The 25,871-nt window shown below is 37.3% G+C and carries 28 protein-coding genes; 17 read left to right on the top strand and 11 right to left on the bottom strand.

Annotated elements, in window-relative coordinates; translation table 11 throughout:
- Positions 1-27: 27 nt before the first annotated feature.
- The gene (def, locus tag HXV90_RS11375) at positions 28-585 is read right to left on the bottom strand and encodes a peptide deformylase (protein ID WP_048391947.1); all 558 of its coding nucleotides are present in this window, start codon (positions 583-585) and stop codon (positions 28-30) included.
- A gap of 394 nt (positions 586-979) precedes the next feature.
- Here def and pdhA point away from each other — a divergent pair, with 394 nt between their 5' ends.
- The 5 genes from pdhA to HXV90_RS11350 all read left to right on the top strand — a co-directional run bounded on the left by pdhA (position 980) and on the right by HXV90_RS11350 (position 6,950).
- Positions 980-2,095 (top strand): pyruvate dehydrogenase (acetyl-transferring) E1 component subunit alpha, encoded by a 1,116-nt coding sequence (gene pdhA, locus HXV90_RS11370; RefSeq protein ID WP_004224731.1) that lies wholly within the window; start codon positions 980-982, stop codon positions 2,093-2,095.
- A gap of 3 nt (positions 2,096-2,098) precedes the next feature.
- Positions 2,099-3,076, top strand: a complete 978-nt coding sequence (locus HXV90_RS11365; protein WP_004224734.1) for an alpha-ketoacid dehydrogenase subunit beta — start codon at positions 2,099-2,101, stop codon at positions 3,074-3,076.
- A 47-nt stretch (positions 3,077-3,123) separates the two neighbouring features.
- Positions 3,124-4,473, top strand: coding sequence for a dihydrolipoamide acetyltransferase family protein (locus tag HXV90_RS11360; RefSeq protein ID WP_269898962.1), 1,350 nt, complete (start codon positions 3,124-3,126; stop codon positions 4,471-4,473).
- Positions 4,474-4,478: 5 nt separating this feature from the next.
- A complete protein-coding gene (gene lpdA / locus HXV90_RS11355) occupies positions 4,479-5,894 on the top strand; it encodes a dihydrolipoyl dehydrogenase (RefSeq protein ID WP_004224738.1) in 1,416 nt (471 codons plus the stop codon).
- A gap of 273 nt (positions 5,895-6,167) precedes the next feature.
- A complete protein-coding gene (locus HXV90_RS11350; protein ID WP_048391943.1) occupies positions 6,168-6,950 on the top strand; it encodes an SDR family NAD(P)-dependent oxidoreductase in 783 nt (260 codons plus the stop codon).
- A gap of 52 nt (positions 6,951-7,002) precedes the next feature.
- Here HXV90_RS11350 and HXV90_RS11345 read toward each other — a convergent pair whose 3' ends face one another.
- From HXV90_RS11345 to HXV90_RS11325, 5 genes are all read right to left on the bottom strand, one after another.
- Positions 7,003-8,529, bottom strand: coding sequence for a tripartite tricarboxylate transporter permease (locus HXV90_RS11345; RefSeq protein WP_269898961.1), 1,527 nt, complete (start codon positions 8,527-8,529; stop codon positions 7,003-7,005).
- 15 nt (positions 8,530-8,544) lie between these two features.
- Entirely contained in the window at positions 8,545-9,021 is a 477-nt protein-coding gene (locus tag HXV90_RS11340; RefSeq protein WP_269898960.1) for a tripartite tricarboxylate transporter TctB family protein, read from the bottom strand.
- A 92-nt stretch (positions 9,022-9,113) separates the two neighbouring features.
- A complete protein-coding gene (locus tag HXV90_RS11335) occupies positions 9,114-10,133 on the bottom strand; it encodes a Bug family tripartite tricarboxylate transporter substrate binding protein (RefSeq protein ID WP_269898959.1) in 1,020 nt (339 codons plus the stop codon).
- 125 nt (positions 10,134-10,258) lie between these two features.
- A complete protein-coding gene (locus HXV90_RS11330) occupies positions 10,259-10,948 on the bottom strand; it encodes a response regulator (protein WP_269898958.1) in 690 nt (229 codons plus the stop codon).
- Positions 10,935-12,593, bottom strand: a complete 1,659-nt coding sequence (locus HXV90_RS11325; protein WP_269898957.1) for an ATP-binding protein — start codon at positions 12,591-12,593, stop codon at positions 10,935-10,937. Before HXV90_RS11325 ends, HXV90_RS11330 begins: the two co-directional genes overlap by 14 nt.
- Before the next feature lie 290 nt (positions 12,594-12,883).
- Here HXV90_RS11325 and HXV90_RS11320 point away from each other — a divergent pair, with 290 nt between their 5' ends.
- Both HXV90_RS11320 and HXV90_RS11315 read left to right on the top strand, forming a co-directional pair.
- A complete protein-coding gene (locus tag HXV90_RS11320) occupies positions 12,884-13,330 on the top strand; it encodes a CidA/LrgA family protein (RefSeq protein WP_048391938.1) in 447 nt (148 codons plus the stop codon).
- On the top strand, positions 13,323-14,000 hold the full coding sequence (locus tag HXV90_RS11315; RefSeq protein ID WP_054549840.1) for an LrgB family protein: 678 nt from the start codon (positions 13,323-13,325) through the stop codon (positions 13,998-14,000). The genes HXV90_RS11320 and HXV90_RS11315 overlap by 8 nt, the downstream gene beginning before the upstream one ends.
- A 259-nt stretch (positions 14,001-14,259) precedes the next feature.
- On the opposite strand, the gene HXV90_RS11310 is transcribed toward HXV90_RS11315, so the two are convergent.
- Positions 14,260-15,729, bottom strand: coding sequence for an aminotransferase class I/II-fold pyridoxal phosphate-dependent enzyme (locus HXV90_RS11310; RefSeq protein WP_004224764.1), 1,470 nt, complete (start codon positions 15,727-15,729; stop codon positions 14,260-14,262).
- Between the two features lie 145 nt (positions 15,730-15,874).
- Between HXV90_RS11310 and HXV90_RS11305 the strand changes: the two genes are divergently transcribed.
- Entirely contained in the window at positions 15,875-16,834 is a 960-nt protein-coding gene (locus tag HXV90_RS11305; protein WP_048394725.1) for an NAD(P)H-dependent flavin oxidoreductase, read from the top strand.
- A gap of 20 nt (positions 16,835-16,854) precedes the next feature.
- Positions 16,855-17,142, top strand: coding sequence for a UPF0223 family protein (locus HXV90_RS11300; protein ID WP_054549842.1), 288 nt, complete (start codon positions 16,855-16,857; stop codon positions 17,140-17,142).
- 103 nt (positions 17,143-17,245) lie between these two features.
- Here HXV90_RS11300 and HXV90_RS11295 read toward each other — a convergent pair whose 3' ends face one another.
- Positions 17,246-17,872, bottom strand: a complete 627-nt coding sequence (locus HXV90_RS11295) for a YktB family protein (RefSeq protein ID WP_048394721.1) — start codon at positions 17,870-17,872, stop codon at positions 17,246-17,248.
- Between the two features lie 126 nt (positions 17,873-17,998).
- On the opposite strand from HXV90_RS11295, the gene HXV90_RS11290 reads away from it, so the two are divergent.
- A complete protein-coding gene (locus HXV90_RS11290; protein WP_004224768.1) occupies positions 17,999-18,196 on the top strand; it encodes a hypothetical protein in 198 nt (65 codons plus the stop codon).
- A gap of 212 nt (positions 18,197-18,408) precedes the next feature.
- Complete coding sequence (locus HXV90_RS11285; protein WP_004224769.1) at positions 18,409-19,203, top strand: inositol monophosphatase family protein; 795 nt, start codon at positions 18,409-18,411, stop codon at positions 19,201-19,203.
- A 42-nt stretch (positions 19,204-19,245) separates the two neighbouring features.
- Here HXV90_RS11285 and HXV90_RS11280 read toward each other — a convergent pair whose 3' ends face one another.
- The gene (locus HXV90_RS11280; RefSeq protein ID WP_004224770.1) at positions 19,246-19,431 is read right to left on the bottom strand and encodes a DUF5325 family protein; all 186 of its coding nucleotides are present in this window, start codon (positions 19,429-19,431) and stop codon (positions 19,246-19,248) included.
- Between the two features lie 138 nt (positions 19,432-19,569).
- Between HXV90_RS11280 and typA the strand changes: the two genes are divergently transcribed.
- From typA to HXV90_RS11255, 5 genes are all read left to right on the top strand, one after another.
- Positions 19,570-21,414, top strand: a complete 1,845-nt coding sequence (gene typA / locus HXV90_RS11275) for a translational GTPase TypA (protein ID WP_054549845.1) — start codon at positions 19,570-19,572, stop codon at positions 21,412-21,414.
- A gap of 30 nt (positions 21,415-21,444) precedes the next feature.
- Positions 21,445-21,843 (top strand): YlaH-like family protein, encoded by a 399-nt coding sequence (locus HXV90_RS11270; RefSeq protein WP_004224772.1) that lies wholly within the window; start codon positions 21,445-21,447, stop codon positions 21,841-21,843.
- A gap of 216 nt (positions 21,844-22,059) precedes the next feature.
- On the top strand, positions 22,060-23,052 hold the full coding sequence (locus HXV90_RS11265) for an ABC transporter substrate-binding protein (RefSeq protein ID WP_004224773.1): 993 nt from the start codon (positions 22,060-22,062) through the stop codon (positions 23,050-23,052).
- 1 nt (position 23,053) lies between these two features.
- Positions 23,054-23,821, top strand: coding sequence for an ABC transporter ATP-binding protein (locus HXV90_RS11260; protein WP_048394715.1), 768 nt, complete (start codon positions 23,054-23,056; stop codon positions 23,819-23,821).
- Positions 23,814-24,608: an ABC transporter permease gene (locus tag HXV90_RS11255; protein WP_081010995.1), complete on the top strand. Its 795-nt coding sequence runs from the start codon at positions 23,814-23,816 to the stop codon at positions 24,606-24,608. Before HXV90_RS11260 ends, HXV90_RS11255 begins: the two co-directional genes overlap by 8 nt.
- Positions 24,609-24,662: 54 nt before the next feature.
- Here the strand turns inward: HXV90_RS11255 and HXV90_RS11250 are convergent, their stop codons facing one another.
- Both HXV90_RS11250 and HXV90_RS11245 read right to left on the bottom strand, forming a co-directional pair.
- A complete protein-coding gene (locus HXV90_RS11250; RefSeq protein ID WP_048394712.1) occupies positions 24,663-24,866 on the bottom strand; it encodes a YlaI family protein in 204 nt (67 codons plus the stop codon).
- An 11-nt stretch (positions 24,867-24,877) separates the two neighbouring features.
- Entirely contained in the window at positions 24,878-25,378 is a 501-nt protein-coding gene (locus tag HXV90_RS11245; RefSeq protein ID WP_048394710.1) for a molybdopterin-binding protein, read from the bottom strand.
- 182 nt (positions 25,379-25,560) lie between these two features.
- Here HXV90_RS11245 and HXV90_RS11240 point away from each other — a divergent pair, with 182 nt between their 5' ends.
- Positions 25,561-25,842 (top strand): Fpa/YlaN family protein, encoded by a 282-nt coding sequence (locus HXV90_RS11240; protein WP_004224778.1) that lies wholly within the window; start codon positions 25,561-25,563, stop codon positions 25,840-25,842.
- The last annotated feature ends 29 nt before the right edge of the window (positions 25,843-25,871 follow it).

Raw genomic sequence — 25,871 nt, 5'->3', positions numbered from 1 at the left:
CAGAAGTAAAAACTGCCGAGGTTGTTTTTAGTCGCGCTCATATGGGATTGAATCTGGTATTTCCGCGAATGGATTCTTTTCATTAATACGGTCATAAAACATAATGCCATTTAGATGATCTAATTCATGCTGAAAGGCAATAGCTGGCAAGCCCTTAAGGCGCATTTTTTTCTCTTCACCATCAATTGTTTTAAATTTTACTGTGATGCGTGCATGGCGAGGTACATACCCAGGAATATTACGGTCAACAGAAAGACATCCTTCTCCTGCTGATAGGTATGTGTTTTCAACAGAATGGCTAACGATCTTTGGATTTATGGCTACAAAGCTTAATTGTTCACCAGCCTCATCTTTTAAATGAAGAGCAAACATACGCTGTAAGCTATTTACCTGATTGGCAGCCAAACCAATGCCACTACGCAAATTATATTTTTCTGCCATTTCAGGATCTTGGCTGTTGATTAAATATTGAAGCATATCCTCAGCGAGCTTTCTTGTTTCTTCAGTTAAAGGGAATTTAACTTCCTCTGCTTTTGTGCGTAAAGTCGGATGACCTTCGCGGATAATATCATCCATTAAAATCATAATAGTAATCTTCCTTTCAACTTTGTAGTGCTTACTAATAAGTATACATCACGTTTTCGTACAATCCCATGAAAAAAGTCCTTATTTGAATATACTCAAAAAATTTTTCTAATGCTATTAGATTTTCGAGAATGGGGTATTCTACTAGGGGAAAACCTGTTGGAAAACGTAAGAGTTGTATGGTGTGAGTAAGGTGTTGTAATACAGAATTTGAATATTAGTAATACAGTATAGGACAGCGGTATTTGATTGTTATTCTAGAAAAAATCTTTGTATATAGCAGTAATAGATGATTGACCGACAGTATTTTATTCAGTATACTGAGTGTCAAGAATAAGTTGTACTAGTTAAAAAGGTGATTTATTTTAATACAGCTGAAAGGGAGATGTGACAAATGAGCAAGAAAAACAATAATATTTTTGATGCTAAACAAACGCTAACTGAAATCGAAGATAAGTTTGAAATGTTTCAAATTTTGAATGAAGAAGGCGAAATTATAAATAAAGAGGCAGATCCGAAATTATCAGATGAGGAACTAGTTGAGTTAATGACACGTATGGTTTACACACGTATTTTAGATCAACGTTCAATATCATTAAATCGTCAAGGACGTTTAGGCTTCTATGCACCGACTGCTGGTCAAGAAGCTTCACAACTTGCTTCTCACTTTGCATTAGAACAAGAAGATTGGATTTTACCAGGTTACCGTGATGTACCTCAAATTGTATGGCATGGCTTACCTCTTGAAAAAGCATTTTTATTCTCACGTGGTCACTTCATGGGGAATCAGGTTCCTGAAGGTGTAAACGTTTTAGCTCCACAAATTATTATTGGAGCACAATATATTCAAGCTGCTGGGGTAGCACTTGGTATTAAAAAACGCGGGAAAAAAGCTGTTGCAGTAACTTATACTGGTGACGGTGGTTCTTCTCAGGGAGACTTCTATGAAGGCATTAACTTTGCAGGTGCATTTAAATCTCCAGCAATCTTCATCGTACAAAATAACCAATATGCAATCTCAACACCTCGTGAATTGCAAACAGCTGCTAAAACAATTGCACAAAAAGGGGTAGCAGCAGGATTACCAAGTATTTTAGTAGATGGAATGGATGCGCTTGCAGTTTATGTAGCAACTCGTGATGCTCGTGAGCGCGCGGTTAATGGTGAAGGCCCAACATTAATTGAAACAATGTGTTACCGTTATGGACCTCATACAATGGCTGGGGATGACCCAACTCGTTACCGTACTTCTGATACAGATAATGAATGGGCTCAAAAAGATCCTCTAGTTCGCTTCCGTAAATACCTAGAAGCAAAAGGTATATGGGATGAGAAAAAAGAAGAAGCAGTTATTGAGCGAGCAAAAGAAGAAATTAAAGAAGCAATCAAAAAAGCAGATGCTGCTCCAAAACAAAAAGTAACAGAATTAATGGAAAATATGTATAAAGGCGAAATGCCATCTAATCTAAAAGAACAGTATGAAATCTATAAAGAGAAGGAGTCGAAATAACCTATGGCACAAATGACGATGATTCAAGCAATTACAGATGCACTTCGCACAGAATTAAAGAATGATGAAAACGTTCTTGTATTCGGGGAAGATGTAGGTGTCAACGGTGGGGTATTCCGCGCGACAGAAGGCCTACAAAAAGAATTTGGGGTTGACCGCGTATTTGATACACCATTAGCAGAATCAGGTATTGGTGGCTTAGCAGTTGGCCTTTCTCTTCAAGGATTCCGTCCAGTTCCTGAAATTCAATTCTTTGGTTTCGTTTATGAAGTAATGGATTCAATTAGTGGCCAGCTAGCACGTATGAGCTACCGTAGTGGTGGCGTCTACAATGCTCCAGTAACAATCCGTTCACCATTTGGTGGTGGTGTGCACACACCTGAAATGCACTCAGATAGCTTAGAAAGCTTAATGACAGCACAACCAGGATTAACAGTTGTTGTTCCATCAACACCATATGATGCAAAAGGTTTACTTATTTCTTCTATTCGTAATGACAACCCAGTTATTTTCTTAGAGCATTTAAAGCTATACCGTTCATTCCGTGAAGAAGTGCCTGAGGAAGCATACGAAATTCCACTAGGAAAAGCGGATGTAAAACGTGAAGGTACTGATTTAACAATTGTTGCTTACGGTTTAATGGTTCATGAAAGCTTAAAGGCTGCAGAAGAACTTGAAAAAGAAGGACATTCTGTAGAAGTAATTGACTTACGTACAATTCAACCAATCGATGTGGAAACAATTATCGCATCTGTTGAAAAAACAGGTCGTGCAATCGTTGTCCAAGAAGCTCAAAAACAAGCAGGTATCGCTGCGAACGTAGTAGCAGAAATTACAGAGCGTGCAATTCTAAGCTTAGAGGCTCCTGTTCTTCGTGTGGCTGCACCAGATACTGTGTACCCATTCCCACAAGCTGAAGGTGTTTGGTTACCAAACTACAAAGATGTAATGGAAACAGCGAAAAAAGTTTTAACATTCTAATAAAGCTTCTAAACTTGAACAACAGTAAATAGAAAGGATGGGTACACATGGCATTTGAATTCAGATTACCGGATATTGGCGAGGGTATTCACGAAGGCGAGATTGTGAAATGGTTCGTTAAAGCTGGAGATACAGTAAAAGAAGACGATATTCTTTGTGAAGTACAAAATGATAAAGCAGTAGTAGAAATCCCTTCACCAGTTGAAGGAACAGTAGAGGAAGTTTTAGTAGGAGAAGGAACAGTTGCCGTAGTTGGCGATGTTTTAATCCGATTAGACGCACCTGGCTATGAAGACTTAAAGCTAAAAGGTGACGATCATGCCGAAGCAAAAACAGAGGCACAAGTTCAAGCAACTGCTGAATCTGGTCAGAACGTAGAAAAAGCTCCTGCTAAAGAGGAAAAGGCACCAGAAAAAGCTCCCGAAAAAGCTCCAGAAAAAGTGGAGACAGTAGTTGATGAAACAAAACGTGTGATCGCGATGCCTTCTGTACGTAAATTTGCCCGTGATAACGATGTAAATATTCGTGAAGTGAAGGGTACAGGCAAAAACGGTCGAATCCTTAAAGAAGATATTGAAAACTTCTTAAAAGGTGGCGGCACTGTAGAGGCTGAAACTGCAAATATCGAAACATCAGAAGATACAGTTCAACAAGAAACGTCTACACCAGCAGCACCAGTAGTTCTTGAGGGGGATTTCCCAGAGACTCGTGAAAAAATGTCAGGTATTCGAAAAGCGATTGCTAAAGCAATGGTACACTCGAAACAAACGGCTCCTCATGTTACACTAATGGATGAAGTCGATGTAACAGCTCTTGTAGCACATCGTAAAAAATTCAAAGATATCGCTGCCGAAAAAGGTGTTAAATTAACATACTTACCATATGTAGTGAAAGCACTTATTTCAACTTTACGCGAGTTCCCAGAATTTAATCGCTCTTTAGATGATGCAACACAAGAAATTATCCAAAAGCATTACTATAACATTGGTATTGCAGCAGATACTGAAAGAGGCTTACTAGTACCAGTTATTAAGCATGCAGATCGTAAATCTGTATTTGCAGTGTCTAATGAAATTAATGAATTAGCGACAAAAGCCCGTGAAGGTAAGCTAGCACCTCATGAAATGAAAGGTGCTTCCATGTCCATTACGAATATTGGCTCTGCAGGAGGACAATGGTTTACACCAGTTATTAACCATCCTGAAGTAGCAATTCTAGGTATTGGTCGAATTTCAGAAAAACCTGTAATAAAAAATGGTGAAATTGTAGCCGCACCTGTGTTAGCATTATCATTGAGCTTTGATCATCGTATGATCGATGGAGCCACTGCGCAAAATGCTTTAAATCACTTAAAGCGTTTGTTAAGTGAGCCAGAATTATTATTAATGGAGGCGTAACAAAAATGGTAGTAGGAGATTTCCCAATCGAAACAGATACTCTTGTCATTGGTTCAGGTCCTGGAGGATATGTAGCAGCAATTCGTGCAGCTCAAACTGGCCAAAAAGTAACAATCGTTGAAAAAAATGTACTTGGTGGAGTGTGCTTAAACGTAGGTTGTATCCCATCAAAAGCATTAATTTCAGTAGGTCACCGTTTTGAGCAAGCTAAACATTCAGATGACATGGGAATCATCGCTTCTGATGTGAAATTAGACTTCTCAAAAGCACAAGCATTTAAAGACAGCGTTGTTAAGAAATTAACTGGCGGTGTTGAAGGCTTACTTAAAGGTAACAAAGTTGAAATTGTACAAGGTGAAGCTTATTTCGTCGACGCTCATTCAGTGCGTATCATCAATGGTGAATCTGCTCAAACTTACACATTTAACAATGTCATTATTGCAACAGGTTCTCGTCCAGTTGAAATTCCAACATTCAAATTCACTGATCGTGTATTAAATTCTACTGGTGCACTTTCTTTACAAGAAGTACCTGGTAAATTAGTTGTTATCGGTGGCGGTTATATTGGTACTGAGCTTGGATCAGCTTATGCGAACCTTGGCTCTCAAGTAACAATTATTGAAGGCGGAAAAGATATTTTAGCTGGCTTCGAAAAACAAATGACGCAAATCGTGAAAAAAGGCCTTAAAAAGAAAGGCGTTGAAATTGAAGTTAACGCATCTGCAAAAGGCGTAGAAGAAACTGAAAACGGCGTAGTAGTAACTTATGAAGTAGGCGGAGAAGAGAAAAAAGTTGAAGCTGATTACGTATTAGTTACTGTAGGACGTCGTCCAAATACAGATGAAATGGGCCTTGCTGAAATCGGAGTTGAATTCGGTGAACGTGGTCTAATCAATGTTGACAAACAATGTCGTACAAATATTCCAAACATCTATGCAATCGGTGATATCGTAGCAGGTCCACAACTTGCACATAAAGCATCTTACGAAGGTAAAGTTGCTGCTGAAGCAATTGCGGGTGAAAAATCAGTAGTTGATTATCTTGCTGTGCCAGCTGTATGTTTCACAGATCCAGAAATGGCGACAGTTGGTTACAACGAAGAACAAGCAAAAGCTGAAGGCATTGAATACACTGCAGCGAAATTCCCATTCGCAGCAAATGGTCGTGCTCTTGCATTAAACCAATCAGAAGGTTTCGTGAAACTTGTTGCTCGTAAAGAGGACGGCTTATTAATTGGTGCTCAAATCGTAGGTGCTGGTGCATCTGATATGATCGCTGAAATGGGCTTAGCAATTGAAGGCGGCATGACTGCTGAGGATATCGCATTAACAATTCACGCTCACCCAACGTTAGGTGAAATTACAATGGAAACTGCTGAAGTATTACTTGGCAACCCAATCCACATTGTAGCGAAAAAATAATTTGAATAAAGGAGTGTAGATAAAGCGAGACATTCGCTTATCTACACTCTTTTTTTAGCCAATGTTTTATATGAACAATTAATTTTTCTATTAGCTTTTTCCCGTAACAGGCTTGAATGATAATGATAAGTAATAAGTAGCTCCTCATGGAAAATATTCAATTATTATAGCTTTTAAATCGTATTTCTACCTTTTACAAGCTCCTTTGATTATTCTGAATAATCGATAAATGCTATAATGATAGCATTGTAGAAAGTAAGGGAGGATTTAATAATGGAGCTTAATTTAACAGGGAAAGTAGCAATTATAACAGGATCGAGTAAAGGAATTGGCTATTATACAGCCATGCAGCTTGTTAAAGAGGGTGCACAGGTTGTACTTTGCGCTCGTGGTGAAAAACAACTGCAAGTGGCTGCAGGATGCATAAAAAATGAAACAGGCGTAGATGTATTAATTGTTCCAACTGACATTACAAAAGAAAAAGATTGTAAGTATCTCATTGAGCGTACTGTAGAACATTTTGGACGTGTGGATATTCTTATTAATAATGCTGGTACAGCTTCAGCGAATTCCTTTGAAACGGTGAGTAGTGAGCTGTGGCAGGCAGATTTAGATTTAAAGGTATTTGGAGCTATTCATTGTTCAAAATATGCTGCTCCATATATGCGAAAGGCTGGGGGCGGTGCAATCGTTAATGTGACTGCCGTGATGGCTAAAACTCCACCTGCAAGTTCACTTCCAACTACTGTAAGCCGTGCTGCGGGGCTTGCCTTGACAAAAGCGATGAGCAAGGATTTAGGGAAGGATAATATTCGAGTAAATTCTGTATGTATAGGACTTATTCGTAGTGATCAAATCGAAAAGAAATGGAAAAAGGAAGAACCAAATTTATCGTGGGAAGAATATTCTCGTAAAGTGGGGCAAGCAATTCCGCTGGGGCGTGTAGGTGATACGCAAGAAGCAGCAAACGTTATCACTTTTTTAGTATCTGATGCGGCGAGCTATGTTACAGGTACAGCTGTTAATATTGATGGTGGCTCTGGTCACGCATTATAGAATAGTAAAAATCCACTATACTAATAGAAGTATAGTGGATTTTTAAGAATATTTATCCTTCTTCATTAATAAGAACATTTTTACCACGTATTTTCATAATCAGTGGTATAAGTAACCAAGAAATGGCAACCACTAAAAATAGTAATGATAAAGGCTTTATTATAAAAATAGAAAAGTCTCCATTCGAAATGGTTAATGCACGGCGCATATTATTTTCAATCATCGGCCCTAGTACTAATGCAAGTACTAATGGAGCTACTGGGTAATCATTTTTAGCAAATAGATAACCAAGTACACCACAAACTACTAATAAAAATAAATCAAACGTGGCGAATTGTACGGCATAAACTCCAAAAATTGAAATTGCAATAATAATAGGCAATAAATATTTTTTAGGTGTTTCGATGATTTTGGCAAAAATGCGGACCAAAGGCATATTTAATGCTAATAACATTAAATTTCCAATAAACATACTGGCAATTAATCCCCAAGCAACTTGAGGATGTTCATCAAATAATAATGGACCTGGCTGAATATTATACATAATAAGTGCACCCATTAAAATAGCAGTAGTACCTGAGCCGGGAATTCCTAAAGTTAGTAATGGGATCATTGCACCGCCTGATGCAGCATTGTTCGCTGATTCAGGTCCAGCTACACCTGCAATATGACCTTTTCCAAATTGTTCGGGTGTTTTACTGAATTTTTTCTCGGTAATATAAGAAAAGAATGAGGCAAGTGTTGCGCCTGCGCCGGGTAATACGCCGATGAAAAAGCCTAATAAGGAGCCGCGAGCAATAGGAACAGCACTATCCTTTAAATCTTGCTTTGTTGGTAATACACGATTAATTTTGGCTAATTGACCATCCTCTTCTTCTTTTTCAAGAATGGTTTTAAATACTTCGCCTAATGCAAATAAACCAACAGCGATGGTTAAAAATTCAATGCCAGAGAACAGCATTGGCTGACCAAATGTAAAACGTTCGATACCTGATACGGCATCAATACCAACTGTTCCGAGCATAAGCCCTAAAACAGTCATAATTAAAGCTTTGGTAATAGAACGTCCTGCTAGGCCACTTACTGCTGCAAGTCCTAATAACATCAAAGAAAAGTATTCTGCGGGTCCAAATTTAAGTGCTAATTTTGACAATGGGTTAGCTAATAATATCAGACCTAGTAGTGCTACAACGCCTGCACAAAATGAGCCAATGGCCGCGATAGAAAGAGCACTTCCAGCACGACCTTGTTTAGCCATTTGATAGCCATCCAATGTTGTCACAACTGATGAGGATTCACCAGGCGTGTTTAATAGAATGGAAGTTGTTGATCCACCATACATGGCCCCATAGTATACCCCTGCAAGTAAAATAATTGAGCTGGTAGCGGCAGCCTCAGTAGGTAGTCCAGCTGTAATGGTTGCTGTAACGGGGATTAATAATGCAACTCCACTCATGGGACCTATACCTGGAAGTACACCAACTGCTGTACCAATTATGACACCAACAAGAGCGAATAAAAGGTTTTGCCATTGAAGGGCAACTGCAAATCCATCAGCTAAAAATTGCAATGTCGACATATGTTCACTCCTGTACTAAAAAATTGGGAAACTAGGCAATGACCCTCCTAGTAAACTTGTAAATAAATAATAGACGCCCAGTGAAAATCCAGCTGCAATAATAATTGAATAAATAAGTTGAGTACGTTCCATTGTTTGGAAACTAATACACAAAAATAAAAATGTTGTTATCATATAGCCAATTTTTTCAAGGAAAAATACATACGCAAGAGCGCTACCTAAAATAATTAAGAACTTTTTGAGCTCTGTTGAAGATATTTTAGAAGAAGTAGTTGGTCCTCCTGTGACTCGCTCTCTCACAGCTTTTTTCCATGATTCATAAAATAATTGAAGACTTAATAAACCTAAAATAATACCTAAACCTAATGGAAAAATTTTGGGACCAACTGTAGACCCATAAGCACTATCAGAAATCTGTGTTGCTTGAAAAATAAACAAAATACTAAGTGCTAAGAGGGTAATGCTAAATGTTTTATCAAATGTATAGCTCAACCGTTTTACACCTCCATGGAAAATAGATAAAGTTACACAAGTAGTTCTATATTTAATGGAAATACTTGTGCCTTTTTTAAAAAAACGATTCGTTATTTTTGCATACCAAGAGCTGTTAGTAGTTCAATGATTATTTTATTTTGACTGTCTAGATAAGCTGTAAATTCTTCCGCATTACGGTATTCTGCTTGCCAGCCATTACGGGTCACCTCAGCTTGCCATTCTTTTGATTCAGACATTGCCTGTAATTTTTCAGACCAATAGGCAATCGCATCTTCACTCATATTTTTTGGACCAAAGATACCACGCCAAATTGTAAACTCCTCATCAATACCGGCTTCTTTAAAAGTAGGAACCTCTGCTAGCTCACCTTCTAAGCGTTCAGAGGAACTGACAGCTAATACACGAACATCTCCGGATTTAACATAAGTAGCAATTGTGGAGGCATCTGTTGCAATTACATCCGCATTGCCACCTAATAATGCTGTAACTGCCTCACCGCCACCGTCATAAGAAACATATTTAATTGTTTTTAAGTCAATCCCCGCTTTATAAGCCGGGATAATTCCTACTAGATGATCCATCGAACCTGGTGCAGACCCACCTGCTAATGTGACATCTTTTGGTGAAGTTTTCATGGCATTTAAAACATCTGCAAGCGTTTGGAAAGGAGAATCCTTTTTAACAACGATTGCGCCATAGTCACGTGTTAATTGTGCTAAAGGTGTAGTATCCTTATAGCCAAATTTACTATTTCCTTCAGCCTTTTCATGATTTATAAGGATCGGTGGTGATTTAACCATTAATATATAATCATTATTGGCTTCCTTTGTAGCAAATGTTGCCATGAAGGCAGCACCACCACCACCTGGCTTATTCTCAATTTGAATCGCCTTATCAATCAACCCAGTATCACTCATTGTTTTTGCTACTGCACGAGCTGTTAAATCCCAGCCACCACCAGCACCTGATGGAGCAACAATGGTAATATTACTTTTCGGATAATCACTGGCATTCTTTCCCTCTGTTTTTTCTCCATTTGATGCTGAACAGCCAACCAAACTAGTAAATAGTAAGCCAGCTACCATTATTTTAGAAATGTTCCTCCACATAAAAATCCCCCTTAAAAATAAAATGGTAGCGCTATCAATTTAGCGCTACCCATACTATAACTTACTTCTCAATTTTGGAAATATTGTGATAATAATGTGGATTAACATCATTTTGTTCATAAAGTTTATGTGGAAATAAAGTATCGTCGTTCAGGACGCCCAACTGTACCATAAGTCAGTTCGGTATAGACCTGCTTTTGTGTAACTAAAAATTCTAAATAACGACGAGCGGTGGAACGGCTGACACCTATATTCTTTCCCAACAGCTCAGCTGTACTACCATTCTCCATTATACTTAAATGGTTGATAACATGATTCATTGTTGTTGGATCTATCCCTTTTGGTAATAATAACGGTGTTTCTTGAAGGGGGGATGAACCTGCTTTTGGCCAAAGGTATTGAATTTTTTCATGTGTAAATTTCTCATTATTTTTCAGCAATAGATACTTGTAACGGAATTTTTCTATACTCTCTTTTAGCTGTTCGAATGTAAATGGCTTTAAAATGTAATCAGTAACATTTTTCTGATAAGCTTTCTGTACTATATGTGCCTCTGTAGCTGCGGTAATCAAAATAATACTACTTGTTGGGCTCTCTTCTTGGATTTTATCAATTAAATCTACTCCCAGTATATCTGGCAAAAAGACATCGAGTAATATAAGGTGTGGTGAAAATGATTGAAGCCAATCTAAAGCTTCTTCTCCCGTACTTGCCCGTGCAATTACTGTAAAGCCTTCAATTTTTTCTAAAAAACGACAATGTACATCTGCTACACGTACATCATCTTCAATTACTAGCACTTCAATATTGTTCATGGATCTTAGTCCCCCTTTTGCTAATAGATACGATAAATAGGGCACCTCCTAAATCTCCTTCTTCAAGAGCAAGAGTACCGTTTAAATCATGGATACTGGAAATGACTTTCCTTAATCCATAGCCTCGATGCTTACTATCTTTCGTAGAAATATTTTCTGAAAATAGCACGTCTAGTTTTTCTTGTGCAAAACCTTGTCCCGAGTCCTCGACCTCAAAGATGATTTCCTCTCCATTATCAAATATAAAAAGCCTAATAATTGGTTGTCGCTCTTTGTTTTTTTCAACCTCTTCAAAAGCATTGGTTAATAAATTTCCAATAATAGAAATAATTAAGCTTTTTTCGATGCTTTCAGGGAATGTTTCTAAATAACTATCCTCATCAAAAATCAACTTGATTTTTAATTCACGTGCACGATTAAAAAATCCGATAATTAAACCATTTAAAAATGGGTCCTTTACACGCTTTGTTATAAATTGGGTTAGAGAAGAATGTCCTTGTACCTCTTTATGAATAATAGATAGTGCTTCATCAGATGCATTTAATTGAATAAGGCCTGATATTGTGTAAAGGACATTATTAAACTCATGTGTTTGAGCACGTAAAGCTTCCGTATATTGCTTTACTTGTGATAATTCGATAGCCATTTGTTCTATTTCTGATTGTAATCGGAAACTTGCAACTGCGCCGACAACTTTACCATTCACCTTCATAGGTACACGGTTAACAATAATTTCATGACCATTAACAATCATCAATTTATCAAGTTGTTTTTCACCCTTCATTAATACGTTAAGCAGATGTGTGTTTGGTATATGCTGTTCGATATTATCGCCCATGATAGAAGCTGAATCCGTTAAATGTAAGATTTTCGCGGCAGCATTGTTTAGGGTCGTAATTTCACCTTTCTGATTTACCGTAATAATAGCTTCACGAACTGATTCAATTAAAGTATTTTTTTCTGTTAATAGACTGGCAATTTCACTTGGCTCCAGATTAAAAATTTGCTTTTTAATGTTTCGGGATAAAAAAATAGAGCCGATAATACCAATGCCTAGTGCAATAACCATCGTATAAAAAATATTATCAAGGTATAAAAAATATAAGCGATCTAATTCACTTGTTAAGTAACCAATTGAAACAACACCAATAATCGATCCATTTGAGTCTAAGATAGGTGCTTTCCCACGAATGGATTGTCCCATTGAACCATTTGCAATGGAAATATAAGACTCACCGTTGATTAATGCTCGGTCATTATCATCTCCGACCATCGATTTACCAATACGGTCAGCGATAGGATGTGTGTAGCGTATACCATTTTTATCTCCTATTACAACATAAGTAGCTTTTGCAGCAAGCATAATCTCTTTGCTAATTTTTTGCAGACTTTCGGAAGGGTTATTTGTATGAAACGCTTCAATTACATCACCCCTGCTAGCCGTTGTTTCCGCCAAATATAGTGCCCGGTTTCCAATTTGTGTTTGCAATGCATCAGATATGGTCATATAAAAGAGGATGCCTGCTAAAATAACAATAATAAAAATTAAAAAACTGCTGTAATAGGCAAAGCGGGCTTGGAGTGTTAATGTTTTAAAGAAAATAGTGAATCCCACTTTTGTGTTTATTCTAGAAATTTTAGTCATTGATAATACTAGTAATCTTTTGTAATTTTCGATTATATAAAAAAATTTCGAAATTTGCTAGATGATCATTAAAAAAGTGATTTGAAGTGGATAGGCACAATATAAAAAAGTTGATAAGTCATAATGATAAAAAGTAAAATCATGAAGTTCTTGTAGAATAGGACTTTTAATACTGTTTCATAGAATTGCTTGGATATTTCGGTATTTGATTATTATTTTTCTAAAATTACAATAGACAGAAAATTCCTACAGATGTAGAATGAACGATATAGGGGGTGAAAAGTGGCGAAATGTTGAACGAAAATTTTGCTACGTTGTTGTTACGAGCTGTTCGGATTATTGTGCAAATCGGTATACTTACTATTTTCTATTACATGGGGGTTGGCATTGTTTCTTATCTGCACATACCTCTTCCAGGAAGCGTCATTGGCTTACTTTTATTAGCACTTTCACTCAATTTTAAAATTATTAAGGTCGAATATATACAAGATGGAGCAGGTTTTTTAATTGGCATCTTAACGTTGTTTTTCATTCCAGCAACTGTAGGTGTTATTGATTATCCAGAGCTCATGACATTCACTGGTCTGCTCATCATTTTAGCAGTTATTGCTAGTACATTAATCTCAATTTATGTAACAGGATTGCTGACACAACTCATTGAAAAAAGAGAACTGGCCAAAAAAGAAAGCTCAAAGCCTAATGTGGAAGAAGGAAAGGGGGAATTAACTGTTGATTGAAGTAACGGTTGTCCTTAGCACCATCATCATGTTTATTTTATTTACAAAGCTCTATCAACGATTTCCCCATCCTATCATGATTCCCTTGGTCACGACTACGATTGTCAGTGCAGTGATTTTACTTGTATTTGATATTCCATATTCAACTTATATGCAAGGTGGGGAATGGCTTCAGAAAATGCTTGGGCCAGCTGTTGTGGCACTTGCATATCCTCTTTATAATCAACGAGCAATTATTATGAAATATAAGTATTCTATTTTATCAGGACTTCTAATCGGCATGATAACAGGCTTAGTGACAATTTTTGTGTTACTAAAATGGATTGGTGTAGAACCTAGCTGGATGCTGACAGCCTTACCTAAATCGTTAACAACGCCTGTTGGAATGCAGGTGAGCGAAACGATTGGGGGCATTCCTCCTTTAACGGCTGTTTTCGTCATGATTGCAGGGTTTGTAGGGGCCATTATCGGACCGTTAGTCATTAAGTATGGCAAAATTGACTCTGCCGTGAGTAGGGGAGTGGCAGTAGGAAGTGCCTCACATGGGGTAGGGCTTGTGAAATTAAGAGAATATGGGGAACAGGAATTATCAGTTGGTTCCTTATCAATGGGTTTAACGGCTATTATCGGAGCCTTCTTCTGCCCTTTATTTGTGTATTTATTTTTATAATAGAATGGTGCTTTATAGAAAAAGGAGCTGTCTCAAAAAAGATAGGAAACAACCCTTTTGTTTTAAGTGAATGGTTATTTCTGGAAGCGACTATTCATTGTGAAAATGAAATGAAAAAAACTTCAGATAATATTCTATTATAACTATTTTGTAATGAAGAGAATGTTTTCTGGTTGTGTTCAACAAGAAGAATATACTCACATCTGTATTTATAAATATAAAAGCTAACCCTTCATATTGAAGAGCTAGCTTATATTTTTTAGAAAATTGGCTTACGTTCTTTGATAACACGAATTGTTTTTAATGTTGTATCCTCTGGTCCTTGAACGGGTAAACCTGCTTCAATATTCATTTGAATATAATGAATATTTTCTTGAGTAATTATTTCCCCGGGAATAAAAATAGGAATCCCGGGAGGATACACCATAATAAATTCTGCACAAATACAGTTATCTGCTTCTGCAAGGGGAACGACTTCTGTATCTGCATAAAAAGCATCACGTGGAGACATAGCAAGAGCTGGAATTTCTGGCACATTTACCAAAGCCTCTGTTATAGCCGCTTCAGAATCAAATGCTTTTGACATACGAGTTAACGCATTTATTAAAAGATTAATTTCCTTTTTTGTATCTCCTAAAGTCACTAAACATAAGATATTATAAAGGTCAGACAATTCGACTTCAATATTGGCATTATAACGCAACCATTCCTCAGCTCGATGACCAGAAATACCTAAATCTTTCACACTAATCAGAAGTTTTAATGGATCCATATCATAAGTTGCAGAAGAATGTAACTTTTCCTTACCTGCGCACTTTAAATGTGGGATTTGATTGATGCGTTTACGAGCATCCTTTGCTAAACGTAATGCATCGTCAATTAAATCGTATCCATGAATGGCTAACTGACGTCGAGCTGTGTCAAGTGAAGCAAGTAATGGATAGGATGTCGATGTAGTTGTTAACATAGAAAATACAGCTTGTACACGTTTTGCAGAAACAAGACCCTCACGTACATTTAAAATAGACGTTTGTGTCATGGAGCCACCAAGCTTATGAACGCTTGTTGCTGCCATGTCAGCACCTGCTTCCATAGCTGAATATGGAAGGTCATCATGGAATTTTATGTGTACACCATGCGCTTCATCTACTACTACCGGAATATTACGGTCATGTGCAATCTCCACAATACGCTTTAAATCAGCTGTAAAGCCAAAATATGTTGGATTAATAACAAGTACTGCTTTTGTATCTGGGTAAGCATTTAATGCTTTTTCAACAGCTTCAGGGGATATGCCATGAGAAATCCCATATTCGCTGTCAACTTCAGGATGAATAAAAATTGGAATGGCACCAGCGAATACAATCGCTGACATAATAGATTTATGAACATTCCGTGGCACTAGAATTTTATCACCTGGACCGACGACGGTCAGAATCATCGTCATGATGGCGCCACTAGTACCTTGAACGGAAAAGAATGTATGATCAGCACCAAAGGCTTCAGCTGCTAAGTTTTGCGCTTCTTTTATAGCACCCTTTGGTGAATGTAAATCGTCTAGTGGAGCAATATTAATTAAATCGATTGATAAAACGTTGTCGCCGACGAATTCTCGGAAAGCAGGATCCATTCCTTGCCCTTTCTTATGGCCTGGAATATGGAACTGAATGGGATGTCTGTTCCGATGTTTTAGTAATACGTCGAACAATGGAGTCTCTAATTGTGACAACGCAGGTACCACCTCACTTTATAATATCTAAGAAAACAAATGAATTATAGCACCTAACGACACGAAAAAATAGGCTTTTCCTAAAAAATAAAAGGATTTTTTTCAGGATACCGAGAAAATAGTATTGAACGAAAGGGGAGGTACTATGAATTGGAATACACGTGTGACGGATCTTTTACAGGTTAAATATCCAATTATTCAAGGGGGATTAGCCTATTTAGCATATGCTGATTTAGCCGCAGCTGTGTCGAATGCTGGTGGTTTAGGGCAAATAACGGCTATGAGTTTACGTGATCCTGAATTATTACGAGCAGAGATCCATAAGGTACGAACATTAACAGATAAACCATTTGGCGTAAATTTTGCGATTGGCATGCATGGTACAGGCTATGAGGATATGGTGCGCGTTGCAATCGAAGAAGAAGTTCCAGTTGTTACAATGACAGGGGGAAATCCAGCGCCTATATTTAATTTGCTGGCAGGCACAGCGATAAAAAAATTAGTCCTTGTAGCTGCTCGTAGACAAGCTCAAAAGGCTGAACAGCTTGGAGCAGATGCTGTAATGGTTGTGGGTCAAGAGGGTGGCGGTCATCTTGGGCGTGATGATGTCGGTACAATGGTTCTTGTTCCCCAGGTGGTTGATAGTGTTAGTATTCCTGTCATTGCTTCAGGTGGAATTGGTGATGGACGCGGCTGGATGGCTGCTCAAGCATTGGGAGCTGAAGGCATTGAAATGGGCACTCGTTTTATAGCAACACGAGAGTGTGTTGATGCTTCTGAGGCTTATAAAGAGGCACTAGTTGCAAGTACTGAAGCAGATACAACCATTATTAAGCGCTCAATTGGTGCGCCGGCTCGTGCATTACGCAATGACTTTACTACAAAGATTTTGGAAATTGAGGAAAAAACACCAACATATGAGGCGTTGAAAGAATATATAAGTGGTTCAGCAAATAAACGCTTTATTTACGATGGTGATAAGGAACAGGGCTTTGGCTGGGCTGGACAAGTGACTGGAATGATTCACGATATCCCAACCGTTGATGACCTTATTAAGAGAATGGTTGCAGAAGCTGAAAGTATACGGTTAAAATGGGGGCAATAACGTAAAGGTGGTTTTGTCGAATGGAATACTCTTATCCGTTTTCAACTGATTGGTCCACAGAGGAGATTGTGGATGTTGTTCAATTCTTTGAGGGAATTGAGAAAGCTTATGAAAAAGGCATCAAGCGTGAAGTTATGCTAGCTAAATATCGACGCTTTAAAGAGATTGTTCCTTCCCAAGCAGAGGAAAAATCAATTTTTCGCGAATTTGAAGAGGCGAGTGGCTACATTAGCTATCCAGTTGTAAAACAAACAAAGGAAGCCGAAGATGGGATGATTATAAAAGTTACCCCAAGAAATGGCCATTAAAAAAAGTGGATGTGAGATCAACTCACATCCACTCTTTATTTTTTTGTGTTAAAAAACGACATATTGCATAAACTACATCAATAAAAAACTTTATAAGGTTAGATTATTTTCCAACAATAATGTTGTAAAGAGGAAGTAAGCTGTTAAATGTGTCTTCTGTTAATTGATGTAATTCGCTTGCTGTTAGTTTGGTTGCTTGTTCTTTTGGAATATGACGGCCAATTAAAAACTCACCCTTTTTGACATCTCGTAGGCGAATAAGCATTTCTTCAAGCTTGTCTTCTTTTGCCACTTCGAGAGAAACGGCCTCAGGGGACATATGATCTCCTGACACGATAAAATCATCTGGAAGCTGCTCAATTAAAGATTTATGAGCTAGTAAACGCTCAGCCATAACATTTTTTTGAGGCGCTTCATAAATAATAGCTAAGACGATGAATAAATGTGTGTGCCATAGACCAATCTGAAAGTGAGGCAATGATTTATAACCTCTTTTATAAGGGGCGAAGGCAACCCAACTATCTTTTGGAGGGTTAACAGTTCTTCGAGCATGTTTAGCCACATGCGGGAAGAATTCTTCACCTAATTGGCTAGAGAAAAATGCAGAAAAATCTTCACCTAGCTGATTGAATTTTGGACGTACATGTAAATTTAAAGCATCCATTCTTTGTTCTAAACCGTCTATTGTAAAAACCTTAAAGTCTTTGTTTGTCCACTTTATTTTTGGCAATTTTATTTTACTCCTTTCGTTTTATAAGGTTTATTTTACGCTGAATTTGGGAAAAAATCTTATAACAAGAACTTTATCAAATGAGTAAAGTTTTTGTAAAAAAATTAAAAAAAGGAAGTGTTTTTTATGAAACCATTCGTAAAAATTATACGTAAAGTTGACATTGAAAAGCAATATGAGCACATTTTACAATTAGAATTAGATTATGAATTAGCTTCACTTTTTGCAGCAATGAATGAAAAAAATGACATGGAAATTGAAAAAAGTAAAAAACGTCTGGCAGAAATTCAGATGGAACTTGAAAGTTTGCACGCCTATGCGTAATCAAAATCTAATACCCATTTAAAAAATCACTTGCTGAATATTCCGACAGCAGGTGATTTTTATTGTGACAAAGGGTAAAATAGAAATTATATCATAAGGTAGTACTAGGTTTTATATAACAAAAGTTGTGAAGTAGTGGGAAAAGGTATCATAAACATACGAGAGCGATTAATATAGAAGGCCTTTTCTTATATTCGAAGGGTGGGTTATGAGTGGATTTACAACAAATTGATAAATTTGCAAAAGATATTATTTTTGAAGCTGGGCGACGTATTCGAGAGGCTTTTTCGTATAATCTAGTAATTGAGACAAAATCAGGTGCAAATGACCTCGTTACCAATATTGATCGAGAGACGGAGTTATTCTTTATTGAGCAAATTAAAGCTTTTGATCCAACCCACAAAATTCTAGGGGAAGAAGGAATGGGCGAACAGGTTAAATCACTAGATGGTGTAGTTTGGATTATTGATCCAATTGATGGAACGATGAATTTTGTTAAACAGCATCGCCATTTTATGATTTCAATCGGTATTTTTGTCAATGGCGTAGGAAAGTTAGGTTACATATTTGATGTCATGCGGGAGGATTTATTTAGTGCCATCGAGGGGCAAGGGGCATGGTATAATGATTCACCATTGCGTAAACTACAGTCTGTTACAATGGAGGAGTCTGTCATTGGCATAAATGCACATTGGGTCGCACCTAATCGACATATTCACCATGAAAAGGTGATAGATATGGTTCGTAAAGTTCGCGGTACACGGTCCTATGGCTCCGCAGCAATGGAAATTGCATTTGTTGTAAGTGGCAAATTAGATGCCTATGTCTCTATGCGTTTAGCACCATGGGATATTGCAGGAGGGACCATCATTGCTCAGGAAGTTGGAGCAGTTGCTACAAATCTACATGGTGAAGGCTTTGATTTCCTTCATCAGGATACATTTATTATTGCTAATCCCGCTATTCATAAAGAATTATTAGAAAAATATATAGTGCCATATGAATAAAAAGGAGCCGTCTATTTATTAGACAGCTCCTTTTTATGTTCTTTAAAGTAATCCTTGCGCACGTAGTTTACGCTTCATTTTAAAGGCTGTCATGAAAATGACACAAGTAGCCACAATACCAGCTATTACACCAAATACATTACTAGCTGCAACAGAGTAGCCGATAGAACACATTGCTAATACAGCTGCCAATGCATAGATGGCCATTACGATTTTTGCACGATTCATAGCCTAGCCTCCTATATAAAAAATTTGTCGATCAAATATATTTTTTAGAATGATGGAAATTCTAATAAGGACATTTCTATCCTTCTTGTGCTATAATATCACAGTTAAACATTCGAAAAAAGAATATGGAGTGGAATAATGACAAACTTACGTCAAGATCTTCGCAATATCGCAATTATCGCCCACGTTGACCATGGTAAAACTACTTTAGTCGACCAATTATTAAAACAATCAGGTACATTCCGTTCAAACGAACATGTTGAAGAACGTGCAATGGACTCTAATGATATTGAACGCGAACGTGGTATTACAATTTTAGCAAAAAATACTGCAGTAAACTATAACGGAACTCGTATTAACATCCTTGATACGCCTGGACACGCCGACTTCGGTGGTGAGGTAGAACGTATTTTAAAAATGGTAGATGGCGTTTTACTAGTTGTCGATGCGTATGAGGGTTGTATGCCGCAAACACGCTTTGTACTGAAAAAAGCGTTGGAACAAAAGTTAACACCGATTGTAGTTGTAAACAAAGTTGATAAAGATTCAGCTCGTCCTTTAGAAGTAGTAGATGAAGTATTAGAATTATTCATCGAGCTAGGCGCTGATGATGATCAATTAGATTTCCCTGTTGTGTATGCTTCAGGTGTAAACGGTACAGCTTCTCTTGATGCTGATCCCGCAAAACAAGAAGAAAATATGCAATGTCTATTTGAAAAGGTAATTGAAGCAATTCCTGCACCAGTAGACAACTCAGCAGATCCATTACAATTCCAAGTGGCATTACTTGACTACAATGATTATGTTGGTCGTATTGGGATTGGACGCGTATTCCGCGGAACAATTGAAGTAGGGCAACAAGTTGCTTTAATGAAGTTAGATGGGACTGTGAAACAATTCCGTGTAACGAAACTATTTGGTTTCTTTGGTTTAAAACGTGAAGAAATCCAATCAGCAAAAGCTGGTGACTTAATTGCTGTTTCAGGTATGGAAGACATCAACGTTGGGGAAACAGTATGTCCGGTGGAACATCAAGAAGCTTTAACACCATTACGTATAGACGAGCCAACATTACAAATGACTTTCTTAGTGAATAATTCACCGTTTGCAGGTCGTGAAGGGAAATGGGTAACTGCTCGTAAAGTAGAAGAGCGTTTACGTTCACAACTTCAAACGGACGTATCTCTACGTGTAGAAGATACAGATTCACCAGATGCATGGACGGTTTCTGGACGTGGTGAGCTACATTTATCAATTCTTATTGAAAATATGCGCCGTGAAGGCTTTGAACTACAAGTATCAAAACCTCAAGTTATCATTCGTGAAATTGATGGTGTAAAATGTGAACCATTTGAACGTGTACAAATTGATGTTCCAGAAGAAAATGTAGGTTCGGTTATTGAATCGATTGGTACGCGTAAAGGTGAAATGTTGGATATGGTGAACAATGGCAATGGTCAAGTACGTTTAACATTCCTTGTTCCTGCCCGTGGTTTAATTGGATATACAACAGAATTCATGTCTATGACGAAAGGTTTTGGTATCATTAACCATACATTCGATTGTTACCAACCATATATTCCAGGCCGTATTGGTGGACGTCACCAAGGTGTTCTTGTATCAATGGAAACTGGTAAATCGACAACTTATGGTATGATGCAAGTAGAGGACCGTGGTACACTATTTGTTGAGCCAGGTACTGAAATTTATGAAGGTATGATTGTTGGTGAAAATACACGTGATAATGATATCACTGTAAACATAACAAAAATGAAGCAAAAAACGAATGTTCGTTCTGCGACAAAAGATGCAACAAACGTTATTAAAAAGCCGCGTCTATTAACACTAGAAGAAGCATTAGAGTTCTTAAATGATGATGAGTATTTAGAAATCACTCCAGAATCTATTCGCCTTCGTAAACAAATTCTAGATAAAAATGAACGTGAAAGAATAGCGAAAAAACTAAAAAACGCTGAACAATAATTTTTTGCTTCCACGAAAGGAAGAGGAGTCTTGGATCTGAAGTCCGCTTTATTGGGTGAACTAAATGTTATTCAAGTTGCTGCACAGACAGGTACAGATGAAACAACACGAGTTTATGGGAGAATGGCTGGTATCACTAGATTTTTATATGAAAATTTACCAAGCTATGAAATAGCAGGTTATGTTGTATTTCTTCTTGTATTTGTACTTTCTGCCATTGTCTATAAACTAGGCTTTGCCAAGAAATTAAAGTTATCTCAAAATATTATTATTTATGCGTTCCTATTTTTAGGTTGTATCATGCTTACATTCTTCGCCCTATTCTTACCAATGATTGAAGGTCTGATTGTAGCGGCCTTAATTCTAATTGTCTATAAAACAAGGCTATGGCGTGAAAAAAGAGAAGAGCAACAAGCTACCAATCAATAACAATTACGTACTTTATAATAAGAACTTTTTATCTGTTATAAACAGTCTTAGCGGTTTTAATGCTAAGGCTGTTTTTTTGTATGTTTCCCCCTGTAGTCAAGCTGAGGAAAACACCCGCACTCTACACAAATTAAAAAATGATAGGCACCGAAATCTTCTTATGTGAATAAGTTAATGTCGATAGGCTTATTTTCAACACATCAAGGAGGAAAGGGAATGCGTTGGCTTACAAAAGGTTTATTATTAGGTGTCATTGCTTTGTTACTCCTTTCTTTGACGGCATGTAATAAAGCAGAGCTAGAAAAAGTCAAAGTAGGAGAAGTAACTCGTTCGATTTTCTATGCGCCTCAATATGTAGCACTTGAGAAAGGTTTCTTCGAGGAGGAGGGTCTTTCTGTTGAGCTACAAACGATTGCAGGTGGCGATAAAACGATGACGGCGTTACTGTCAGATGGAATTGATATAGCTTTAGTTGGGTCGGAGACGTCTATTTATGTCACTTTACAAGGTGCAAATGATCCCATTCAAAATTTTGCACAGTTAACACAAACTGATGGTACCTTTTTAGTGGCAAGAGATAAGATAGATAATTTTTCGTGGGATCAATTGAAGGGCTCAACGTTTTTGGGGCAACGTAAAGGTGGAATGCCACAAATGGCAGGTGAATTCGTGCTGAAAAAACATGGCATCGACCCTGTAAATGATTTAACGCTCATTCAAAATATTGATTTTGCCAACATTGCTACTGCTTTTGCATCAGGTACTGGTGACTATGTTCAATTATTTGAACCTACTGCGAGTGTCTTTGAGAAAGAAGGAAAAGGTTATATTGTAGCTTCGTTTGGAACGGAGTCTGGTAATCTTCCTTACACGTCCTTTATGGCCAAAAGTAGTTATTTAAAGGATGAAGCTTCAACTGTTCAAGCCTTTACAAATGCATTGAAACGAGCACAGGATTTTGTGCAAAATGAAAGTGCTGCTGAAGTAGCAAAAATTATTCAACCGTATTTTGAAAATGTGGATATAGAGATAATTGAAACGGTAATTGAGCGATATAAAGCACAAGGCTCTTATGCTACTGACCCAATCCTTGATGAAGGAGAGTGGGATAACTTGCAAACAATTATGGAGGAAGCAGGTGAACTTCCTCAACGAGTGGAGTATGAAAAACTTGTGAACACTACTTTTGCCAAAAAGGCTGCTGAGTAATATGGAATTTTTACAGCTGGAGAATATTCACCATAGTTATTTTTCAAGTACACAGGCAAAGGAAGTATTACGTGATATCAGTTTAGCCATTCATGAAGGAGAGTTTGTTTCGTTTATTGGGCCGAGTGGCTGCGGTAAAACCACATTATTATCAATTATTGCAGGATTATTCCCTGCCACTGAAGGCAATGTTTATATAGATGGTGAAAAGCTATCAGCAAGTAATCAATCAAGCATTGGCTATATGCTTCAGCAGGACTATTTATTTCCTTGGAAGACCATTGAAGAAAACGTCACAATCGGCTTGAAAATAATGGAGAAAAGTCATAAAACACATAAAGTAACGGCCAATGCGTTATTACAGGAAGTAGGATTACCGCATGTGGGGAACAATTACCCTCGAGAATTATCAGGAGGTATGCGGCAACGTGTGGCCCTTGCTCGTACCTTAGCTGTAAATCCTAAAATTTTATTATTAGATGAACCATTTTCAGCTTTAGATTATCAGTCGAAATTAAAGCTTGAGGATTTAGTGGTGGAAACATTAAAAACTTATAAAAAGACTGCTATTCTTGTGACACATGATATTGGTGAAGCAATCGCAATGAGTGAGCGCGTAGTTCTATTTTCTGCAAACCCAGGGGCAGTTCACAAAGTGTTTGAAATACCTAAAGCCCTTAATGAACTATCACCTTTTGATGTAAGACAGCATCCAGCCTATGCAGATATTTTCCAAACTATTTGGAAGGAGCTGGAGAGCCTTGGATAATACATTATTTAAGCAATATCAGCAATTGTTAAAAAAAGAAAAACGCTATGTTCGAATATATCAGCTTATTATTTTACTGCTATTCTTTGGTGGATGGGAGCTGCTTTCAAGATTAGAATGGATTGATCGGTTAATTTTTAGCTCGCCAACTCATGTATGGCATACATTTATTGAGAAAGTCATTGACGGTTCTTTAACATTGCATGTGAGTGTTACATTAATGGAGACAGTTATTGGCTTTTTAGCGGGGACTTTATTAGGAACATTAATAGCTGTTGTCTTGTGGTGGTCCCCGTTACTATCAAAAGTACTCGATCCCTATCTAGTAATTTTAAACGCGATGCCAAAAGTTGCACTTGGTCCGATTTTGATTGTTGCACTCGGCCCAGGTTATTTTTCTATCATAGCTATGGGTGCATTAATATCCATCATTATAACAACGATTGTTGTATATACGGCATTTAAAGGTGTCGATCCGAATTATAGTAAGGTTTTACAAACCTTTGGAGCGACAAGATGGCAAATCTTTCGTGAGGTCATTTTGCCAGCCTCATTTCCTACAATCATTTCGACCTTGAAAGTGAATGTTGGCTTATCATGGGTAGGGGTTATAGTAGGGGAATTTTTAGTAGCTTCAAAAGGACTTGGTTATTTAATTATCTATGGCTTCCAAGTATTTAATTTTAACCTTGTCCTTATGTCACTTCTGATTATTGCCTTTTTTGCTACCATTATGTATCAAGTTGTAGAATTAGTTGAAAAAACGATTATTAAAAATAATGGATAGTATAAAAAAGAGGTGTCTCAAAATAGAGGCACCTCTTTTTAATCTGTTCTTTAGTTAAAATTCTTTATCCATCTGGGGTGAAGTACGATAAAAACGGAAATTGCCTGTTTCCATTCGTGCTACAGTATTTTCCGAAATGCGATCATGACAAATATCGCACATATAAGTATGAATTGGTCGATTACGCAATTTTTTTGCTAAAGGTAAATTATCATCTAAATTATGAATCGTATCGCAAATAACGCATTTAACGCGCATTGCATTCCCTCCTATTCAGCGCGAATGGCTGATACGTTTTTAATAGGATTGTCAATATTTGAACCGTCTCTTAGTAATACATGGATGGGACCGTCTTCTAAAAGAGGCTTACCGTCTTGGCTATATTTTAAAATAAGTGTATAAGCTTCTTCAATTGTAAAAGGATATTCTTCGCCATCTTTGCAAGTTAAGACGATTTTTGTCGCTTCTGGTTTAATTTCAGCATTCTTTAAGAAATGACTTAATTCGATACCAAATGTACCTGTCTCCATTCCTTTACGGTCAAATTTCCTTTCTGATTTTAATGTAGGTGGGAAAGTTGCTCCTTCCATAATTTCACGTGACCAGTGTGCTCCTACTTCACGCATATATTTGACGTCAGCATCTTCCTCAACATTTTGAGTAGTGAAGTAAGTGTTTAAATCTAATTTACGATCATCGAAAATCCACACAGTAGGATCTAATGTTAGTTGGTATGTGACTGCACCTGTGATAGGAATTATTGTTTCCATAATAGAAATCCTCCTCAAATCTTGTATATCCATGACATAGTATAACGCTAATGCCTAGAGATAATAAAGAAATATAATTCGAATTCTCTATTTTCCAATGAAGACACTTGCATTTTTATCGACTAAAAGATAAACTTTATTAAGATAGAATCGAAGAAATATCAGATAATGGGGGCGTCCTCATGGATACGAAATCACAAACTTCTTTTCAAGAGAAGGCTTTGGAGCTATTAGTTGCTGATGCAGATAAGATTGCTCGCCTTATTCGAGTACAAATGGATCATTTAACAATGCCACAATGCCCTTTATATGAGGAAGTATTAGATACACAAATGTTCGGTCTATCACGTGAAATTGACTTTGCTGTGAAGCTTGGATTGATTGAACGTGAAAAAGGCAAAGAAATTCTCGATTCACTCGAGAAGGAACTTTCTGTACTACACGACGCGTATACAGACAAATAAAAAGAAAAACTCAAACGCTTCTTTGCGCT

Origin of the sequence: Lysinibacillus sp. JK80, from assembly GCF_027557635.1 — a bacterium.
In the GTDB taxonomy this organism is placed as follows: Bacteria; Bacillota; Bacilli; order Bacillales_A; family Planococcaceae; genus Lysinibacillus; species Lysinibacillus capsici.
Note: the sequence above shows the minus strand (reverse complement) of the source record. Positions and strands in the feature narration are given on the sequence as shown.

Bases quoted from the DNA above. Each gene is read 5' to 3' on its own strand.
- def (WP_048391947.1), bottom strand. From the start codon at position 585: ATGATTTTAATGGATGATATTATCCGCGAAGGTCATCCGACTTTACGC.
- pdhA (WP_004224731.1), top strand. From the start codon at position 980: ATGAGCAAGAAAAACAATAATATTTTTGATGCTAAACAAACGCTAACT.
- HXV90_RS11365 (WP_004224734.1), top strand. From the start codon at position 2,099: ATGGCACAAATGACGATGATTCAAGCAATTACAGATGCACTTCGCACA.
- HXV90_RS11360 (WP_269898962.1), top strand. From the start codon at position 3,124: ATGGCATTTGAATTCAGATTACCGGATATTGGCGAGGGTATTCACGAA.
- lpdA (WP_004224738.1), top strand. From the start codon at position 4,479: ATGGTAGTAGGAGATTTCCCAATCGAAACAGATACTCTTGTCATTGGT.
- HXV90_RS11350 (WP_048391943.1), top strand. From the start codon at position 6,168: ATGGAGCTTAATTTAACAGGGAAAGTAGCAATTATAACAGGATCGAGT.
- HXV90_RS11345 (WP_269898961.1), bottom strand. From the start codon at position 8,529: ATGTCGACATTGCAATTTTTAGCTGATGGATTTGCAGTTGCCCTTCAA.
- HXV90_RS11335 (WP_269898959.1), bottom strand. From the start codon at position 10,133: ATGTGGAGGAACATTTCTAAAATAATGGTAGCTGGCTTACTATTTACT.
- HXV90_RS11330 (WP_269898958.1), bottom strand. From the start codon at position 10,948: ATGAACAATATTGAAGTGCTAGTAATTGAAGATGATGTACGTGTAGCA.
- HXV90_RS11325 (WP_269898957.1), bottom strand. From the start codon at position 12,593: ATGACTAAAATTTCTAGAATAAACACAAAAGTGGGATTCACTATTTTC.
- HXV90_RS11320 (WP_048391938.1), top strand. From the start codon at position 12,884: ATGTTGAACGAAAATTTTGCTACGTTGTTGTTACGAGCTGTTCGGATT.
- HXV90_RS11305 (WP_048394725.1), top strand. From the start codon at position 15,875: ATGAATTGGAATACACGTGTGACGGATCTTTTACAGGTTAAATATCCA.
- HXV90_RS11300 (WP_054549842.1), top strand. From the start codon at position 16,855: ATGGAATACTCTTATCCGTTTTCAACTGATTGGTCCACAGAGGAGATT.
- HXV90_RS11290 (WP_004224768.1), top strand. From the start codon at position 17,999: ATGAAACCATTCGTAAAAATTATACGTAAAGTTGACATTGAAAAGCAA.
- HXV90_RS11280 (WP_004224770.1), bottom strand. From the start codon at position 19,431: ATGAATCGTGCAAAAATCGTAATGGCCATCTATGCATTGGCAGCTGTA.
- typA (WP_054549845.1), top strand. From the start codon at position 19,570: ATGACAAACTTACGTCAAGATCTTCGCAATATCGCAATTATCGCCCAC.
- HXV90_RS11265 (WP_004224773.1), top strand. From the start codon at position 22,060: ATGCGTTGGCTTACAAAAGGTTTATTATTAGGTGTCATTGCTTTGTTA.
- HXV90_RS11260 (WP_048394715.1), top strand. From the start codon at position 23,054: ATGGAATTTTTACAGCTGGAGAATATTCACCATAGTTATTTTTCAAGT.
- HXV90_RS11250 (WP_048394712.1), bottom strand. From the start codon at position 24,866: ATGCGCGTTAAATGCGTTATTTGCGATACGATTCATAATTTAGATGAT.
- HXV90_RS11245 (WP_048394710.1), bottom strand. From the start codon at position 25,378: ATGGAAACAATAATTCCTATCACAGGTGCAGTCACATACCAACTAACA.
- HXV90_RS11240 (WP_004224778.1), top strand. From the start codon at position 25,561: ATGGATACGAAATCACAAACTTCTTTTCAAGAGAAGGCTTTGGAGCTA.